Annotated in this window: 15 protein-coding genes, 1 tRNA gene and 1 pseudogene; 11 read left to right on the top strand and 6 right to left on the bottom strand. The window is 50.7% G+C overall.

Annotated features, from left to right (window positions below):
- The first annotated feature begins 108 nt into the window (after nucleotides 1-108).
- Both MHY24_RS06305 and MHY24_RS06300 read left to right on the top strand, forming a co-directional pair.
- Nucleotides 109-196: transfer RNA gene (locus tag MHY24_RS06305), tRNA-Leu, on the top strand.
- Nucleotides 197-438: 242 nt separating this feature from the next.
- The gene (locus tag MHY24_RS06300; RefSeq protein WP_239228749.1) at nucleotides 439-1,179 is read left to right on the top strand and encodes an SDR family NAD(P)-dependent oxidoreductase; all 741 of its coding nucleotides are present in this window, start codon (nucleotides 439-441) and stop codon (nucleotides 1,177-1,179) included.
- A gap of 18 nt (nucleotides 1,180-1,197) precedes the next feature.
- Here MHY24_RS06300 and MHY24_RS12160 read toward each other — a convergent pair whose 3' ends face one another.
- Complete coding sequence (locus tag MHY24_RS12160) at nucleotides 1,198-1,485, bottom strand: helix-turn-helix domain-containing protein (protein WP_204610597.1); 288 nt, start codon at nucleotides 1,483-1,485, stop codon at nucleotides 1,198-1,200.
- Between the two features lie 272 nt (nucleotides 1,486-1,757).
- Between MHY24_RS12160 and MHY24_RS06295 the strand changes: the two genes are divergently transcribed.
- Nucleotides 1,758-2,519, top strand: coding sequence for an ASCH domain-containing protein (locus tag MHY24_RS06295; RefSeq protein WP_239228748.1), 762 nt, complete (start codon nucleotides 1,758-1,760; stop codon nucleotides 2,517-2,519).
- A 227-nt stretch (nucleotides 2,520-2,746) separates the two neighbouring features.
- Here MHY24_RS06295 and MHY24_RS06290 read toward each other — a convergent pair whose 3' ends face one another.
- Nucleotides 2,747-3,493 (bottom strand): IS3 family transposase, encoded by a 747-nt coding sequence (locus MHY24_RS06290; protein WP_239228747.1) that lies wholly within the window; start codon nucleotides 3,491-3,493, stop codon nucleotides 2,747-2,749.
- A gap of 358 nt (nucleotides 3,494-3,851) precedes the next feature.
- On the opposite strand from MHY24_RS06290, the gene MHY24_RS06285 reads away from it, so the two are divergent.
- The 3 genes from MHY24_RS06285 (at nucleotide 3,852) to MHY24_RS06275 (ending at nucleotide 6,059) form a co-directional block, all read left to right on the top strand.
- Nucleotides 3,852-4,247, top strand: coding sequence for a hypothetical protein (locus MHY24_RS06285; RefSeq protein ID WP_239228746.1), 396 nt, complete (start codon nucleotides 3,852-3,854; stop codon nucleotides 4,245-4,247).
- 1,255 nt (nucleotides 4,248-5,502) lie between these two features.
- Nucleotides 5,503-5,787 carry a recombinase family protein gene (locus tag MHY24_RS06280; RefSeq protein ID WP_239228745.1) on the top strand — a complete coding sequence of 95 codons (285 nt, stop codon included), beginning with the start codon at nucleotides 5,503-5,505 and terminating at the stop codon, nucleotides 5,785-5,787.
- Between the two features lie 113 nt (nucleotides 5,788-5,900).
- The gene (locus tag MHY24_RS06275) at nucleotides 5,901-6,059 is read left to right on the top strand and encodes a hypothetical protein (protein ID WP_239228744.1); all 159 of its coding nucleotides are present in this window, start codon (nucleotides 5,901-5,903) and stop codon (nucleotides 6,057-6,059) included.
- A gap of 128 nt (nucleotides 6,060-6,187) precedes the next feature.
- On the opposite strand, the pseudogene MHY24_RS06270 reads toward MHY24_RS06275, so the two are convergent.
- Nucleotides 6,188-6,522, bottom strand: a pseudogene (locus tag MHY24_RS06270) (transposase); the annotation flags it as partial.
- A 1,018-nt stretch (nucleotides 6,523-7,540) separates the two neighbouring features.
- On the opposite strand from MHY24_RS06270, the gene MHY24_RS06265 reads away from it, so the two are divergent.
- Together MHY24_RS06265 and MHY24_RS06260 are read left to right on the top strand one after the other, a co-directional pair.
- Nucleotides 7,541-8,374 carry a hypothetical protein gene (locus MHY24_RS06265; protein WP_239228743.1) on the top strand — a complete coding sequence of 278 codons (834 nt, stop codon included), beginning with the start codon at nucleotides 7,541-7,543 and terminating at the stop codon, nucleotides 8,372-8,374.
- Entirely contained in the window at nucleotides 8,374-10,134 is a 1,761-nt protein-coding gene (locus tag MHY24_RS06260; protein ID WP_239228742.1) for a hypothetical protein, read from the top strand. Before MHY24_RS06265 ends, MHY24_RS06260 begins: the two co-directional genes overlap by 1 nt.
- A 429-nt stretch (nucleotides 10,135-10,563) precedes the next feature.
- Here MHY24_RS06260 and MHY24_RS06255 read toward each other — a convergent pair whose 3' ends face one another.
- The gene (locus tag MHY24_RS06255) at nucleotides 10,564-11,022 is read right to left on the bottom strand and encodes a MarR family winged helix-turn-helix transcriptional regulator (RefSeq protein WP_239228741.1); all 459 of its coding nucleotides are present in this window, start codon (nucleotides 11,020-11,022) and stop codon (nucleotides 10,564-10,566) included.
- Nucleotides 11,023-11,027: 5 nt separating this feature from the next.
- Between MHY24_RS06255 and MHY24_RS06250 the strand changes: the two genes are divergently transcribed.
- Nucleotides 11,028-11,888 (top strand): alpha/beta fold hydrolase, encoded by an 861-nt coding sequence (locus MHY24_RS06250; protein ID WP_239228740.1) that lies wholly within the window; start codon nucleotides 11,028-11,030, stop codon nucleotides 11,886-11,888.
- Nucleotides 11,889-11,905: 17 nt separating this feature from the next.
- Here the strand turns inward: MHY24_RS06250 and MHY24_RS06245 are convergent, their stop codons facing one another.
- Nucleotides 11,906-12,775: a hypothetical protein gene (locus MHY24_RS06245; protein ID WP_239228739.1), complete on the bottom strand. Its 870-nt coding sequence runs from the start codon at nucleotides 12,773-12,775 to the stop codon at nucleotides 11,906-11,908.
- 522 nt (nucleotides 12,776-13,297) lie between these two features.
- On the opposite strand from MHY24_RS06245, the gene MHY24_RS06240 reads away from it, so the two are divergent.
- Both MHY24_RS06240 and MHY24_RS06235 read left to right on the top strand, forming a co-directional pair.
- Complete coding sequence (locus tag MHY24_RS06240; protein WP_239228738.1) at nucleotides 13,298-14,014, top strand: ATP-binding cassette domain-containing protein; 717 nt, start codon at nucleotides 13,298-13,300, stop codon at nucleotides 14,012-14,014.
- Nucleotides 14,014-14,802, top strand: a complete 789-nt coding sequence (locus MHY24_RS06235) for an ABC transporter permease (RefSeq protein ID WP_239228737.1) — start codon at nucleotides 14,014-14,016, stop codon at nucleotides 14,800-14,802. Before MHY24_RS06240 ends, MHY24_RS06235 begins: the two co-directional genes overlap by 1 nt.
- 402 nt (nucleotides 14,803-15,204) lie before the next feature.
- Here the strand turns inward: MHY24_RS06235 and MHY24_RS06230 are convergent, their stop codons facing one another.
- Nucleotides 15,205-15,687 (bottom strand): YjdF family protein, encoded by a 483-nt coding sequence (locus MHY24_RS06230; RefSeq protein ID WP_239228736.1) that lies wholly within the window; start codon nucleotides 15,685-15,687, stop codon nucleotides 15,205-15,207.
- Nucleotides 15,688-15,877: the final 190 nt, after the last annotated feature.

The following is a 15,877-nucleotide window of genomic DNA, read 5'->3' as shown; positions in this document are numbered from 1 at the left end:
CAGAAATTTCGCCACCCCCTCCTCGAAATAATCCACTTTTCCTGCAGATTTGTAGTTCAGTGCGATCTTCGTGGTATCTTTAACAAGTCGCTAAGACAACCACACCCTGCCCGGGTGGCGGAATTGGCAGACGCGCTGGCTTCAGGTGCCAGTGTTCGATAAGAACGTGCGGGTTCAAGTCCCGCCCCGGGCACCATGAGCAGTTGAACAAACTGTACCACCGGAAGTAACAAACTCGAAAGGGTATTTTACCTCCGGTTTCTTTTGTTTTCCGGTTTTAGAGGGCCGAGGATTGAACGTGCGGGGATGGAGGGTGCACATCCCGTTTGAGGGCAATGTTTGATGTGACGATGGGTTATGGGTTCGCGAGTTCGGAGGGATTTCGCTAGGAGCGGAATCCGTGGCTTTTTTTATGTGGGGGTGGGGATTATTGAGGGCATGGAACAATCAACGAAGAAAGTCGCATTAGTTACTGGTGGGTCGCGTGGTATTGGACGTGCGATAGTAGAAAACCTTGCACGAGGTGGGTACGACGTTGTGCTGACGTGGAATAGTAACCGCGCCGCTGCGGATGAGGCGGTCACTGATTTGTCGTCCCGGGGCTATCAGGTTCGTGCTGTACGTGCGGATCTAAGTGCCAGTGATTCTGTCGAAGAAACGGTTAAAGAGCTAGCGCAAGAAGGTCCTTTTAATGTCGTTGTCAACAACGCCAGTGCCGGAACTGAGATCGGGCCCATACTTGATACTGAGTTAGACGAATGGAATAAGGCCATCACTATTAATGCGACGGCCCCTTTCCTGCTAATTAAGCATCTTGCTCCTTCGATGCCTCAGGGAAGTTCCATTATTAATATTTCGTCGTTGAATACTTTGTTGCCGCAACCTGGGATCGCTGAGTATTGCGCGGGGAAGTCTGCTTTGGAAGCACTGACGCAAGTAGCTGCTAAAGAACTTGCAGCTAAAGATATTACGGTCAACGCAATTCGGCCAGGAGTAACAGATACCGACGGCCAGCGAGCGGTCAATCCGGATCCGGAGCTAAGGCAACAGCTCGCACAGATGACCCCTATGGGTAGGTTGGGCCGCCCGGAAGATATTGCAAAGGTAGCCGCTTTCCTTGCGGGGCCAGAGTCGCGCTGGGTTACTGGCCAAATGATTACGGCCTCAGGCGGACTGTAAATCGGTGCTTGGATGTGTTTAGGCGGCTAGGCACAGGCCCTGATTCGACGAGTGTGAGGCGCGGTCGAGTAGATCGTCGATGCTGAGGTTTAAGGATTGGTGGATGCTGCGAATGACTTCTGAGGATGCTTCTTTCCTGCCACGTTCTATATCTGATAGGTGGGATCGTGACAGGTTTGCTTCATCGGCTACGTCTTGGAGAGTCTTGGATTGTGCTATCCGCGTTTGGCGAAGTGCTTGTCCGATGCGTGTTCGAAGCAAGTCGGGTGTTGGGTCGGTTGATAAGGAAACGAGTGTCAGCGGCATACTCTTATCCTACGGTCGACGTGTAAATCGCGCGTAGCGAATTTGTGAATAGTTAGAAATCAAGTTTGATCAACGCCCGAAAACACCGTGAATAAGGTTAGTCGGTCGATGACTGGTAGTAACGTCGGTTAGTTCCCTGGCATGGTTTCCTATTTTTCTCTAGAAATGCCCGGAACCATACCCAAGACGCTTTAGTATATCCTCAGCTCTAACGTCGAATACTTTGGCGGTTTAAGGGATTTTTCCGTGTTATCTGCTGTTAACATGGTTTTATGCTCACTGAATCTGTTCGTTCGCTGTTAAAAGAAACTACCGCCTACGCGCAGCGTTGCACTGATAGCGAAGACCATACAGTGGCTGCCGGATTATTGACTCGTTCGGGGCAGTCGATTTTTGGATTGAATTCCTATCATTTTCTCGGTGGGCCGTGTGGCGAGATTTCCGCTTTGGCTAACCATGCCGCAGTGTGTCCGGATGATCCGGTTGAGGCTGTTGTGGCTGTTTTCGGGCCGAATGGTCAAGTGATTTCTCCGTGTGGGAAATGTCGACAGGTTTTATATGACGTTGATCCTTCGATTCAATGCGTAGTTCGTGGAAGCAACGGGCTCGAGGCGGTTACTGTTGCGGAGTTGCTTCCCTTTGCTTTTGACCCGCGTGAAATTGATGCAAGGCAGAAGATTTTTATGTGGGAGGGCTACGAAAAGGCGATACGCAGTGGGGCGAAGCAACAGACTATTAGGATCGATGATCCGTTTCAGACTGGGCCAGCGCTATTGGTCTTTGAAAAAGAAAACGGGGAGATAGTTAGCTTATCTGCCCAGGTTAAGTCAGTAGTGCCAATGCGGCGAATGGATTTGACTGAGGCGCATGCGCGCAATGACGGATTCAGCTCGCTTGTAGAGCTTCACGAAGCTTTAGACAAGCATTACCCTGGTCTTCGAGACGATGACCTCGCCGATGTGGTGACTTTTGAACTTGAAGCGGATGATCACTCGTCGTCGAATTCGCCTGCGAGGGCTAGTGAATGTAAGTAACAGCCACGATTTTTAGGATGGCGTTGACGCTTGCGGAGATTGTTGCGATATAGGAGCTCGCATGACCGAGAGCAGGGTGGGTAAGCGTCCTGGAATACACAATTTTTTAGTTCAGGTATTGCTCAGGGGGCCGTGCTTCCTCGAATGATTTTTACTGCCTGATATTCTCGCAGTTCGGAAATCGGCCCCCACGTGCGTTTGAAAATGAAGTGCCCTGGATTTTGTTCCTAGGCTTTTGGCTTGATTTCCACTATTTCTTGACTGGGGTGGTGTTCCCAAAATTCGGCTTCTACTTGAGTCGGGGTGTGGTAGCCCAAGCTCTGGTGGAGCCGTGATTCGGTCCACCAGTTGACCCACTCAAACGTCGCGATTTCTACGTCGACCACGTCGGCCCACGAGCGCCTATGGATCAGTTCGTTCTTGTAGGAGCCGTTGACATTCTCCGCCAAAGCATTGTCATAGGAATCACCAACAGTGCCGGTAGACGCAGTAATACCGTGCTCAGCCAAGCGCTCGTTGTAGACGATGCTCACATATTGCAAGCCGTAGTCTAAATGATAAATCAAGCCCGTTGTTTCCTTGGCACACACGATCGCCTGGTTCAACGCCTGCAGCAACAAGACTTCGATGCGCATCGAATCCGACAGCGCCCACCCGAGGATCCTCGGGGAGTACGCATCAGTGACAAAAGCTGTGTACACGAACCCTTTCCTGGTGCGCACATAAGCAATATCCGTCACCCACAGCCGATGAGGGCCAGGAGCCTTAAACTCACGATGTACCAAGCCTGGGCGAAGTTCCGGGCCCTTGGGTTTGCGCGTTGTGATTGGTGCCCTACTTTTGTTCTTTCCGGACAGGCCAGCGCTGCGCATCAGACAGGCTGTGTGCTCGCGGCCAATGCCAATGCACTGGCGGACCAGCACGCGCCACATCTCCCCGCACGCCGTAGACGCCGTAACTTTCAGCATCAACATCGCGACTATGCTCCACGAGAGCAGCGTCGCGAAGACTACAGTTCACGACAGTTGGCTCTTAGGTGCTTTGTGCCTCGGATACAAGCCTTGCAGATCCTTCATGCTGCGTACCGGCGCGCATTCTCGCTTGGCAATGTTTTGGGAAGGAAGAATGACCTCAACAAAAATGCCGGGAAGTGCGCTCACCCTCTATTAGAAATAGAGGGTTGGCACTGGGCGAGAAATAATTATGGTGGCGGAGGTAACTAAGTTCAGCTATCGTGACGAATGTACTATTGGTTGACCTTTCCAGTAAGGGTTACGAGATTGGTGGCAATAAATGCGTGTTTTTAGGTCTTTAGTTGTAGTAGCGACCGCTATGGCTGTCTGTTCTGCCCCGGCTGCCATGGCGGTTGAGGGGAGTTCTGGTTTGGAAACGGATGCTTACTCGGTTGTGGAGCTATCCGAAGGTGAGTCCATTTCGATCCCCGAGGGTTATGCGGCTGGAGTGGTGGAAGAAGATTCTTCTAGCCAGATGTTCCGTTCAGCTAACACTGCCCCATCGTGTGTTGAAGCGAAAATGGAAAAGGCTGCTGTCCAGGTGTATAACAATTGCGACGCGCCTATGAGAATCAAAGTTGTTATGACTTCTGTTACGTCTCCTATTTTGGGTTCCAAAGATACTTCTTGCGAACCGGTTGCCCCTCATAGTAGGAAAAATGTGAAGTGGGTTGTTCGTGGACTTGATAAGATAGACAGGGTAGAACTTTGCTAAGAAATATTTCTAAAGCCTCCAGGTGGATTATTTCTATTCCGGTTGCCTTTTCGCTGCTGTTCGTTAGCCCAGCTCCAGCTTTTTCGGCTGTGAAAAAAAATGAACTTGGCATGTACACAGTGAAGTGCCAAGTGGTGAAGAATGAACCGGGAAACCCAATAGTAGGGTTAGTTTACGGCAATCATAAGAAGGATCCTAACAAGGCTAAAGAAGATGCGGATTTATACACGAACAAATTCGGAAAAAATGTTCATAAGAGACACTGTGACACTCAGACTAGATATAAGAATTCTGGAGCTTTCACTGTAGACGGTGATCCGATTTAATATGTTGGGCGAAACTTGTCTTTTTACAACTTATTTCCTCGCTCGAGAGTCGGATCTGGAAAGATTTCATAAACAGTATTTAAAAAGGATAGATAAGGCTCGAGAGATCACAGAGATACTCTATGTAACTGACGAAATTACACATGGAGGAGATGAAGTAATTCGCGAAGTCATGATGCAAGATTTCCGTAGGGATATGCGAGACTTCGGCACTTACCCATTTGATGAAGATGAATGGGGTTTGTATAGCCTTTCATGTGTAGCTAAAGACGTTGACGAGCCCGCCAGTGAAGGGTCTAACATGTCTAGGCTATGGTATGACCTAGCTTTGGGCGAAGAGACAGTCCCTAGGGAATTTACCAGTCAAGTAGAAGCCGTTAATGTGTCGAGCGATGGCAGAGGGTTCCCTCTGGGATCTATTTGTGCTTGATTGAATATCCTGTATTTTCTGTACCCCAATTGCTTTATACAGAGATGATGGGATAAGTAGCAAAAAGGGGATGCGGACAAAACCCCTTCTGCTGCTTAGGCCGAGATGATTACTAACACCAAGAATGCAGGAGCAGATCACTGGCACGACGGTGATAGCTCTCACTGAAGAGAAGTAAGCGTTTCGCAGTGGGGGAAGGTGTGGTCGCTCGCGTTAAGCGGGAGCCACGCCTTGCATATTTTACATTGAGGGCGGCGTAAAAAATTGTGGCGATTTAAGGGTTTGCCATCAAAGTAGCAGCCCTTATTGATTAAATGGGTTGCAACTTCGGTTGCAGCCCCAATTCAAGGCAAACCGCGCACGATAGGGTTCACCCTAGGTGAACGGTTTGGGGATTACATGCGTCGTAATTTAACCTACTGTTCGCTAGGGTGGGTTCATAACCAATGAAACAGAACCGTCACTACCTCTAGACCTCCCAGAACGACCAGAGGTTGTTGTGGGGCAAAAAATTGGTTACGCCCGCGTCAGCTCCAAAGACCAGAATCTCGACCGGCAGACCGCAGCATTAAAGAAGGAAAAAGTCTCCCGCATCTTCACCGACACGGTGAGTGGTTCGTCCACCCAGCGCCCGGGCTTAGATGGGGCGCTTAATTATGTGCGCGCCGGCGGTCAACTCATTGTGGTGAGCATGGACAGGCTTGCCCGCTCTCTTATCGACCTCCACCGCCTGGTCGATAAACTCACCGAACGCGGAGTATCCGTCAAGTTCTCAAACGCTTAGAGAAACGGTCGTTGAGCTGCACAAAGAAAACACGGAGGACAAGCCGCCCTCGCTTTCGGATGGGGATTCGGAATATAATGAGGGTAAAGCACTTGATAGAGGTGACTCCGACGATGGCCATTCGAACGAATAAGGCAAAGGGCAAGGTCACGGTTAAAGGTGATAAGCCTGCTGCTCGCGTAAAGCTTCGTCGCCGCGACCACATCACGCCTGAATACGCATGGCGCGTTCGCCAGGAAGCCCTCGAATACGCCCTAAAGGTTTTGCCGTAGGTTAGACCCTCTGGATAAGTGGGTCCATATCGGTAAATATGCGCACCTGACTTAGGGTATAAAGAAAGCGCCCGCGTGGGGCGCTTAGCGATGCTTGGGGCCGTCTCGGGGGCGGGGTTGGGTAACTATTAGGCGGCGATTTCCTTGCTGTCGGTGGGTGTGTCGTCGACGAGGTAGGCAGCGATGATCTCCTTGGTCTGGGTCAGGCTGGTCAGCGACATGTAGCGTTTTGCTGGATCCACTCATCGTGTTGTTCCGCAAGGACGGCCCCGACCAGCCGGATGACGGCCTCACGGTGTGGGAAGATCCCGACGACGTCGGTGCGACGTCGGATTTCTCGGTTGAGCCGTTCGGTGGGGTTATTGGACCAGATCTTGGTCCATACCGGTTTCGGTGCAGTAGTAAAAGCTAGCAGCTCATCGAGTGATTCCTCCAGGTAGTCGGCCACATGAGGAAACTTCTGCCCACAGAACTCTACATGCGGTATTGCAAACCTTCCTTAAGGTGACGCGGGTGAAGTTGATCGGTGGTGGAAGATCAGACAAATGCGCAGGTAATTGAATGATTTGTTTTGTACCGGTTGGAGCCGGTAATCTATAAAAGCCCATTACGGGCAACGCTTGGACGACTAAGTACACAGCCCACACAGGGCTACTGAAATTAAGTGACTTTATTGTCACTACTGGCCAGGATTTCTTCTGGCTGGCGCAGGCTTTATGTCTGTGTTCTCGTGGCACATCCGTGTCGCGAGTCGGTAGCTGTGTGAAGGAGGGCTTGATGGAAATTCCGTCAGCGCATTTTGGCCGTAGGGCCCGTCGGGTAGTGCCCGACGACGCGATTGTGCGCGTCGAATTACGTTTGCCTGCGCCATTCGTGGCGAAGCTTTCTGCTGAGTCAGCGAATCGCGGGTGCTCCATGTCGCATGTGATGACGCAGTGGCTGTCCGAAGCAGGGCTTTTCCGTGGTGATGATAGTCAGGGTGCAGGGGGTGCATCTGTGACCTAAAACTGCTTATCGGACAAATCCGAAAACAAATTCAGGGCCCGATCCTGCACGATCGCGCCCTGTGGTCGCCGACGTTCTACCAAAACGTTGAGCGAAAGAATCCAATCAATTCACTTGGAGTTACATGAATGGAGATGCGTCTATTTTGTCATGCCTAAAAATATTTAGCAATTGTGCCACCCCATCCAACGTTTTAAGCATGTGGGCGGTGAGCACGCGTGGGTAGATTTACGGCTCTTGCAGCAGCAACATCGGTTCTAGAGAAGCCCACTTCCAGGGACTTTGTGCCCGGGGATGTGTCTTCTGTCTCGGTGATTGGTCAGGCGTCGCCGTCGCGGGTGCGCAGGCTAACTCGGCGTACGCTGCCGGAGGCAGATCGTTATCTGCGGCTCAGGGAGGTGGGCATCCACCGCCCAGCAGGGCCGCTGCGGAGTGAAGCTATCGCCCGAGCAGCGCTTGTCCAAGCACATACGCGTGTGCTTGATGAGATCGCTGATGCTAAGGCGACGCGTGTTGTAGCGCGGTACCTCTACGATGAAGCACTCGTGTTTGGCGAGGTTGACGAAGAACGAGCGCTGACACGTCGTGCTGTCGATCGGTGGCTTTTCCGTGACGATGTTTTTAGTCGCAGGTCGCAGCGCACGTACCGTACGATTCTCTATGCCGCAGGCCGGACGCTGTATCCTCATGAATTTCCTGAGCCACATCGCCAACGAGGACCACGGCGCAAAGCCGTTCCGGCTGCAGGTGTTTCGCTGGAGGCTGAGCTGTACGCCGTCGCTGCGAACTTGCGTCCGGTGCTGCGGGCACAGCTTCTGACCATTTTGGATCTCACCACCGGGGCAGGCCTGTCGTCCCAGGAGATCCGGCAGCTACGCGGCAGCGACATTTCTCCTCTAGAGCTGCCCGAGCACACGGCAGTCCAGATCGCGGTGCGGAAACGGGGTGTAGTCTCTCGCGTGGTGCCTGTCGTGTGCCCCGTTCGAGGTCACCGGCTTTTGACGCGGGCACGCGATGTCGGTAACGGATATGTTTTTCCTATTGTTGGCGATTCCATGCCTCGAAACGCCATCTGCCACGTCTCGGAAGAGCTCGTTGAGCTGGGATTTCCTGGATTTAATGCTGCTGCGCTGCGGAATCGTTGGGTGGTAAAACTGGCCTCTGACCCGGGGATGCCGGCTGCGATGCTGATGAAAATGGCAGGCATTGCTGACCTAAGGGTTCTCCATGATCTGGAGGCGGACCTGCCGCGGTATACACCGGAAGACGAAGCAAAAGCTTTGCTGCGGTCTGCGGGGGAGTACCTCTAATGACCGTAGTAATGCAAGAGCAGAGAGTGATGATTTCCCCCGATTACGTTGAGCACTGTGCTGCTGTTATTGAAAAATCGGGTGCGCACCAGATGATCGATTTCTATTTTCGCCAGGACCGTGGCGTGGGCGGACGGAAATCCACCGGCCCAACGTATTCGATGCTGGGCGTGCTCACCATCGGTCTAGCCTTGATCGGGATTCGGCGTGTGCCCTCGATGGCAGAAATCTGGCGCACCCTATGGACCCTAGACCCTGCTCAGCAGGCCCGGCTTGAGCTAGACCTTTCCTGTGGTGAAGGAACGTACCGCGCTTTTGCCATGTGGCTGACGCGACGACTTGAGCCTCTTGATTCACTGCCAGATGCGCCTGCGCGTCGTGTGAAAAATAGCGATCATCGCCGAATGATGGCCGCACGCTCAATCGAGCAAGAGGAAGCCTCCGAGGTTGCGTCCGAGAGGCTCCATCAGGTTGTAAACGCCCTGGTGACAGGCTCAATTCATGAGCAAGCCCCCAAGGGTTATCGCGGCGATATCATCGCTGACGAAACCATCATCGATCTGGCGGGCCAGTCGACGGGACTAGGCAGTCGCGACACTAAGAGACGTGGTGCTGCGTACTCGGGTACTTACTACATCAGGGATCGAGAGGACCATTCACTGCATTCCGAGCTGGGTAATCGTCGCAGTACCAAAGGCGGCGTTGCCGTCGGCATTACTGCGGTATGTCGCGTCGGACCACCACGGGCCGTGTACTCGGTCGCGCCTGTGATAACAGGAATTTCCATCGATAAGCCGAGCTCGGGCTCGGTGCAGGGATTGGCGCGAGCTATCCGATTTCATCAAGAAAACGGTTTTGACCAGCGCGTTCAACGTGGTCGTTTGCCGTTGTTGACCGTTGACATGGGCTATAACGCGAAAAGGTTTTTCAACGACGAATTGCTCGCTACAGGCTATGCGCCCGTGGTGCGCTATCCCAAAAATTGGCGAACAATTTTCGCATCTGACACCGCAGCTGGGGATGAACCTGCTAGTGGTCCTTTGCAAATCGCGGGCGAGTTTTATTGCCCTGCTGCACGCGACATTGCAGGCAACGGGAAGATCGTTCGCCGCACCATGGAACTGCTCGACGAAGATGACGGTTTCGAGCGCCAGGATGCTCGGCTCGAAGCCCTTTTCCCGTTGATCATGGGGACGAATTCGAGGCCTTATCGTGCGCGTCAAGGTCGTGGTCGTCCTCGTAAGGATGAAGCCGATACCGAGCGGCCCGTGAAAATTGATTTGGTCTGCCCTGCAGTACAGGGGCGAGTGCGATGCCCACTCAAACCGGCTTCGATGACACTGGCATCCGAAGACGCCCCGGAGATTTCACCGAGCTGGTCTGCCGATCACTATAAGTGCTGCGCGCGGTCAAGTATCACACATACGTTCACCCCTGAGCAGTGGAAACGCGCTCAGTGGGGACTTGTCCCCGGCTCCTGGGAGCACGCCACTTATTATGAGGCGGCCCGCGCTATTACTGAGCAGCGTTTTTCGATCATGAAATCACCGCATGTCACCGGGATGGACTCTTTTAAGCGCGGTGTTCGGCGTGAGCCGATGCTCTACATCACGCTCGCCTTATGGGTGGCCTCGACGAACCTTGCGATCCAAGAGTCATTCGAGCGGAAAACCGCAGGTCAAGACTCCATGACACGACGACTCCGCATGGTGCGTGAAGACACCGGCCGTGCCCTTGCCAAAGTCCCGCCCCGGACTTAATTGCCTGGGATTTGTTGTAAAACGCATGTTCTAATGCTCACCTGGCCTTTTCTAGGTGGGCATTTTTCATGTCCCCTCTTTGTGCTAGGCACTCTCGCCGACTGGTGAGGTGGCGATTCTAGGGGCGTATTTGTGCCACTAAGGGCGAGGGTGTGGGCGCAATTAATTCCCGGGAGATTTCATATCCACAGCTCGGGAGGCGCTTTTTGAAAAGCTGTGTTGAGCTGCCATCGTGAACATCACACCATGAGCAGTTGAACAAACTGCGACACCGGAGGTAACAAACTCGAAAGGGTTCGTGACCTCCGGTTTCTTTTGGTTTTCTGTGGGGTCATGCTGAGAATCGTACTTGTGGGGATGGAGTGGGAGAGTCCCAGATACGGAGGCTGACTGGGTATCGGAAACCCATCGGGTTGGATTTGGTAGTCGTTAGCTTTGTGGCATCAAAGTCGAATAGACTTTTTGGAGAATTTGCTGGAGCTGCAGATATTCTTCAGTCGTCAACATTTTGAAGTGGTCTTCTCGTAAGGAAGCCACTCGTTGCTCAAGGTCTGTCATTAGATCTGTTCCTGATTTTGAAATCTGTATTTGTTTGGACCGTTTGTCAAAAGGATTTGCTTTTTCGTTGATGAGTCCCCTCTCTTTGAGAGAGGCTATGGTTGCCACCATATTTCGTGGATCGATTCCAAGGCGAAATGAGATTTCTTTTTGGTCCAACTGCTCATTTGGTTCAAGCACGGCTAACGCCAAAAACTCTGCTTGAGTCATTCCACATTTTTTGAGTGCTTTTTTCCAATTACGTTCAAGTACTCGGGCCACTGCAGTAAGTAGAAAGCTGGGCTGCGCGGAAAAATTTCGCCACTCTGGTGCACCATCTGTGATATACATAAAATATGTCTATCACGCCCGATTTCAAAACCCTAATCGTTGGTACTAATTCGTTTGAATACTTTAGGGTCGGCCCTCGAGATGCAGTACCAGTAATCTTTCTTCATGGCTGGCCGGAGGATGCGACTGCGTGGACAAGTGTTATTGCTCTGCTGTCCTCTGAATATGATTGTATTGCTATTAACCTCCCGGGAATAGGCGGAAGCTCACCTTTGGAAAAACCAAATACGGAAAAATTTGCGCAACATTTTTTGAGGTTTGCGGATCAACTTGGGCTTGGAGAGTTTCACCTTGTCGGACATGACATTGGTGGGATGATTGCCTATGCAACCGCGCGAATGACATCAAAGGTCAGGACTGTTTCCATCTTAAATACTGTTGTTCCCGGAGTAGATCCTTGGGATAGGGTTATTGCTAATCCGTGGTTGTGGCACTTTGCATTCCATTCCATTCCTGGTCTTCCGGAGCTGCTTACGAAGGACCATATAGCAGAGTATTTTGATTATTTTTTTGATGGTATTTCGAGTGATCGAACGGCGATTTCCTCAGAGCACCGTGCGCACTATTCTCATGTTTATGCTCAATCAGACGCGCTGAGTCGCAGCTTCGATTGGTATCGACAATTGTGGACAAATGCTCAGTTGAACGCTCGGCCGCGTGAGGATTGTGAGGTTCCGCTTCTGTATATTCGGGGAGCCAGTGAATTTGGAGACATAATCGATTATGTCGAGGGGTTTAGCCGATCAGGTATGAAGCTAATTAATCATGCAATTATCTCTGATGCTGGCCATTTCAGTCCAGAAGAAAATCCGGCGGGAGTAGTAAACGCGCTTGAGAATCATTTTTCGGGCGTTCAACCTAGTTAACTTGCCGGTTGCCTAACTTAGGATTGATCGCGAACCCACTGACCGTCTATGTAAGAAATTTTCGAAGTGAATTCGGTTCGTTTCACAATGTGATTGTCAAACAGTTGAATAAGTTTGTCGACCATTTCCTCCAAAGAGTCCATTCGATCGGAGAGTCGCCATCGATAGCTGGGGTAGACGTTTCTTTTCCAGTCGGGTACTTCGTAGGCGATCTCACACTCGACATCGAACCCAGAGCTAATGCTTGGTGAAAGTGGAGAATTGAGGTTGATTTTGGCAATACGAAGTGGGGTGCCCGAACCGATGAAGGAGAATTCGCGATCGCTCAACTCAATTTTATCCCTAGACGTATGCATCGCTACTTCTTCAGGGATTTTGATCTCCAACTTTTCGATAGCAAGGAGCACTTCATAGAGCTGTCGGTGGCGGCTAGTGCGAGCCAATTCGTTGAGCCAGTAGAGAGCGTGTCCTAACTTGCCAGTCTCAGAATTAAACGGTTGGCAAGTTTGCAACGTATTAACGGACCAGGGATGAAGTCCTTTTAAGCATTTTGCAGTCTTGAATCTTTCCTCAGAGCTGAAGATTGGAAACTGCCGGTTACCCGCAGCGGTGGGTGGATTCTGCCCCGTGTCAAAAATTGCGATCTCGTAGAAAAGGTTGTCCAAAGATGCTCGGAGAGCGTTAGCCCATCCGTAAAACTCTGTTGTCATTTCCGACGGATATGGAGCTGTGGCTTGCAGAAACAGTGAAATGGATTTGTCGTCGCGCTTTAAGAAGCTGTGAACTTTGTGTTCAGATCGATACTCTTGGTGGATTTCATTCATTCTGGCGCGATTTCTCTTAGCAGAGTTGAGTAATGCGATCGATCCTTCAGAATTGAATGTCATATGTATCTCCAGTAAATCCCTTTGGTGGGCCTGTTAGCTGTGCCTTACAGAATTGAATTGATTTGCATGCAATTGGAAATGGATGGTGGTGGACAACTAAGCGATGATTCCGCTTAATCGAAAGGGGATGGTAAAGCCTGATCTCCTTTGGGTTAGGGCAGCTACACCCACGCCCCACACCACAAGTAGTGGGGCATGATTGTGAACCAGCACTAACGCTAGCAGCCGCACCTGACGAGACCTGGAAGCGTGATTCCACCCCTGCCATTAGAAAGTCGTTCACGAGGCAAAACGCGCACAGAGCTACCCGTAGCCGTACTTAGATTCATCAATCTCGTCGTGTGGAGAATGCTTTCTCTAAATCGGATTGCGCAGGTTACTCGTACGTTAAAGAACTGTGTGTAGCTAATAAATATGAAAAGCTTGATTTAAATGTATTGTTGCTAGATTTTCGCATGTCCATTTGTTACGTACCTAGGCAGGTGATTTTCGTGGCTGCACCGCTTTATAGAAAGGAAGAAAATGACAAGCTCGCTTGTCGCCGACGGAATAAAAATAGTCCGTGGGAATAGAGTCATCATCAACAATTTTTCGGCAAAGCTGAGATCCAGTGACATCGTGGCAATGGTAGGGCGAAATGGGGCCGGAAAATCAACCATCATGTCAGCGCTGACAGGCCACCTCATACCTACCGAAGGAAAGATTCACGTTCTGTCGGATAAAAAAGAGAAAGATGACGACCTATCTTCTTCGGTTGCCTTCGTATCACAGGGTCGTCCCCTTTATTCGAGTATTACGGTAGAGCAGCATACTCGACTAGCCCGTGACATTAACGACTCTTTCAACTATCAGTGGGCAAAAGAAAAAATTGAGTCACTCGGAATATCCGGGAAATCCAAAGTATCTCAATTATCTGGCGGACAGCATACTCAAGTTGCGCTGATTATTTCTCTCGCGCGGAATAAAAAATTTATGATTCTCGATGAGCCCATGGCTGATCTAGATCCAGTAGTTAAAATCTGGGTTCGAGAACTCTTGGAACAAGCGGCGAAAGAAGACGGCGTTGGGATATTAGTATCGTCGCATACCGTATCTGATTTATCTGCAATACTTACCCACCTTTGGGTAATTGAAGAAGGAGATCTTCTTGCGGCTGTAGAGAGAGAAGAAATTGATCCACAAAAAGATGGCGCCTTTGAAGAATTTGTGCTTGAACATCTGACTAGGAAAGGCCTCTAATGCTAAAAGTAGCTTTACACTACTTCAAAATTGACCGACCCGCTTGGCTATCATGTGCGGCAATTCTTGTGCTACTGGCGTTACTGGCGGCATACGAAGTCAATTTCAAGCCTTATCTTGGGATGACTGAAATGCTGGCCGGTATTGTGCCCATGTTTGCCGGAATTGTGTGGGCAGTGGCTTTATTCTCTAAAGAATTTGAGACGAAATCTGTTGTCTGGTCCTTAAGCCAAGATCTCTCTTCCTCCAAGTGGTTTTTCTGCCGTATTATTAGCCCTCTAATCTCAGCACTAATCTTTGGAGTTTGTGTATGGGGGATTGTGGAAGTCAGTCAGCTGCGCTCGGACGGGTTGAATCAAGTTAAAAACATGATGTCGTACTCGTACATCGCTGGCCATGCCCTCTACCCAGCTGTGGTGACGGTACTAATGGTGTCTATTGCTTCGATTGCTGGCGTAGTTTTTAAAAAATCAATTCCCGCTGTGGCCGTAACTTTCGCATTAGGTTTATTGGTAGGAACGACAGGAGCTTCTTGGCTTAATCCTCTCCTTCCCGTTGAAAAGGGGGAATTTTCAGGACCACACCCAGATCCAGCCCTTCTTCCAGTCCCCGGCGATATTCTTGAATCAGAGCCAATCGAAAACGGAAAATACTTGGTTGAGTTTTATCCAAATTCAGCGTTCTGGCAAACGCAGACGCTTTACACCTTAATGTGGCTCCTACTCTCACTAATCATCTTGGGCTCCACGCTTTTTCTATTTAAGCGGGCTTCCAAAAAGGCGGTTTAGTCCTCGTGCAGTTTTCTGCACGAAAGTAGTGATAGGAGCTACGACCCTGATTGCCACTCCAGCTTCCTTCCGGAAGTGGTTTCAGGGTCTTTTCCTTTATGGCTGAGTGTGCCCAATGAGTGCTTATCCATTGTCCGTCTCTCTTGCCTGACTGGACTCGCAATATAATGTCGCCTCCGACCCGTATCGCAGCTTTCCACGGTGGGAAACGCGCACCGAGTTACTCGTAGCCGCACTCAAGTCCGTCGATTTCTCCGCCCAACGCCCTAACTAGACGTGCGAAAGCGCAGGTAGAACTACACAACATTGGACATATGGCAGGACTGACGGGTGCGCAGAAGCAGACACACGACTACACAGCTTTACTCCCGCAGTATGGCAACTTCGCTTTGACGCCTTCGACTACTTGCCTTTATGTTTGGCCTTCTTTTTAGCGGCACGGATCTGAAATTTCCGTTGTGCTTCTTCGCGCCGCGCGATCCGCGAAGCTTTCTTCTTGTTTGCGTTAGCTAATTCGAAATTTAACTTTGTTGCTTCTTGGGCCTTCGAGGACACCCCTGAGGTCTTGCGTTGCTCCTTATTGACTTTCCGCTGCAGGCGTTTGGGATTTCCTCGTTGTGGCTCTTCAATAGCGCCAGGTATAGGTACGGAACGATGGGCACGTTTGACTAGGGAAGAACCATTGACGAGTAACCACTCATAGAGTTCGGCATTATTAGGTTCTGGACCGAAAACTACTCGGACGGCGCGGAGTTGGTTGTTGCTGGAAGTCTCGTAGACTCCGCACCAAAATTGACCATCGTGGAAAAGGGTGAATTGAGCAGGCAAAGTTGTCTCCAGGTACGCTAAAGCGGACCTGACGACGCTGGATTCTTTAGCTCTCATGAGATTAAGAGCTAAAGCGACGGATAGCACTGGTTAGTGTTATCGCTCAGACTTCCTACTGAGACTGTGCGTTTTGCGCATCAGGATCTTACGGGAATAACGCTAACACACCCTGAGTGCAGAGAACGCAGCCAACTGATGTGGCAGGAATGAATACCTAAGCAGGAGAAGAGGCATGGGTACTCAGTGT

Origin of the sequence: Corynebacterium sp. ACRPQ, from assembly GCF_022347225.1 — a bacterium.
GTDB classification, from domain to species: domain Bacteria; phylum Actinomycetota; class Actinomycetes; order Mycobacteriales; family Mycobacteriaceae; genus Corynebacterium; species Corynebacterium tuberculostearicum_D.
Note: the sequence above shows the minus strand (reverse complement) of the source record. Positions and strands in the feature narration are given on the sequence as shown.

Bases quoted from the DNA above. Each gene is read 5' to 3' on its own strand.
- MHY24_RS06300 (WP_239228749.1), top strand. From the start codon at position 439: ATGGAACAATCAACGAAGAAAGTCGCATTAGTTACTGGTGGGTCGCGT.
- MHY24_RS12160 (WP_204610597.1), bottom strand. From the start codon at position 1,485: ATGCCGCTGACACTCGTTTCCTTATCAACCGACCCAACACCCGACTTG.
- MHY24_RS06295 (WP_239228748.1), top strand. From the start codon at position 1,758: ATGCTCACTGAATCTGTTCGTTCGCTGTTAAAAGAAACTACCGCCTAC.
- MHY24_RS06290 (WP_239228747.1), bottom strand. From the start codon at position 3,493: ATGTTGATGCTGAAAGTTACGGCGTCTACGGCGTGCGGGGAGATGTGG.
- MHY24_RS06285 (WP_239228746.1), top strand. From the start codon at position 3,852: ATGGCTGTCTGTTCTGCCCCGGCTGCCATGGCGGTTGAGGGGAGTTCT.
- MHY24_RS06275 (WP_239228744.1), top strand. From the start codon at position 5,901: ATGGCCATTCGAACGAATAAGGCAAAGGGCAAGGTCACGGTTAAAGGT.
- MHY24_RS06260 (WP_239228742.1), top strand. From the start codon at position 8,374: ATGACCGTAGTAATGCAAGAGCAGAGAGTGATGATTTCCCCCGATTAC.
- MHY24_RS06255 (WP_239228741.1), bottom strand. From the start codon at position 11,022: ATGTATATCACAGATGGTGCACCAGAGTGGCGAAATTTTTCCGCGCAG.
- MHY24_RS06250 (WP_239228740.1), top strand. From the start codon at position 11,028: ATGTCTATCACGCCCGATTTCAAAACCCTAATCGTTGGTACTAATTCG.
- MHY24_RS06245 (WP_239228739.1), bottom strand. From the start codon at position 12,775: ATGACATTCAATTCTGAAGGATCGATCGCATTACTCAACTCTGCTAAG.
- MHY24_RS06240 (WP_239228738.1), top strand. From the start codon at position 13,298: ATGACAAGCTCGCTTGTCGCCGACGGAATAAAAATAGTCCGTGGGAAT.
- MHY24_RS06235 (WP_239228737.1), top strand. From the start codon at position 14,014: ATGCTAAAAGTAGCTTTACACTACTTCAAAATTGACCGACCCGCTTGG.
- MHY24_RS06230 (WP_239228736.1), bottom strand. From the start codon at position 15,687: ATGAGAGCTAAAGAATCCAGCGTCGTCAGGTCCGCTTTAGCGTACCTG.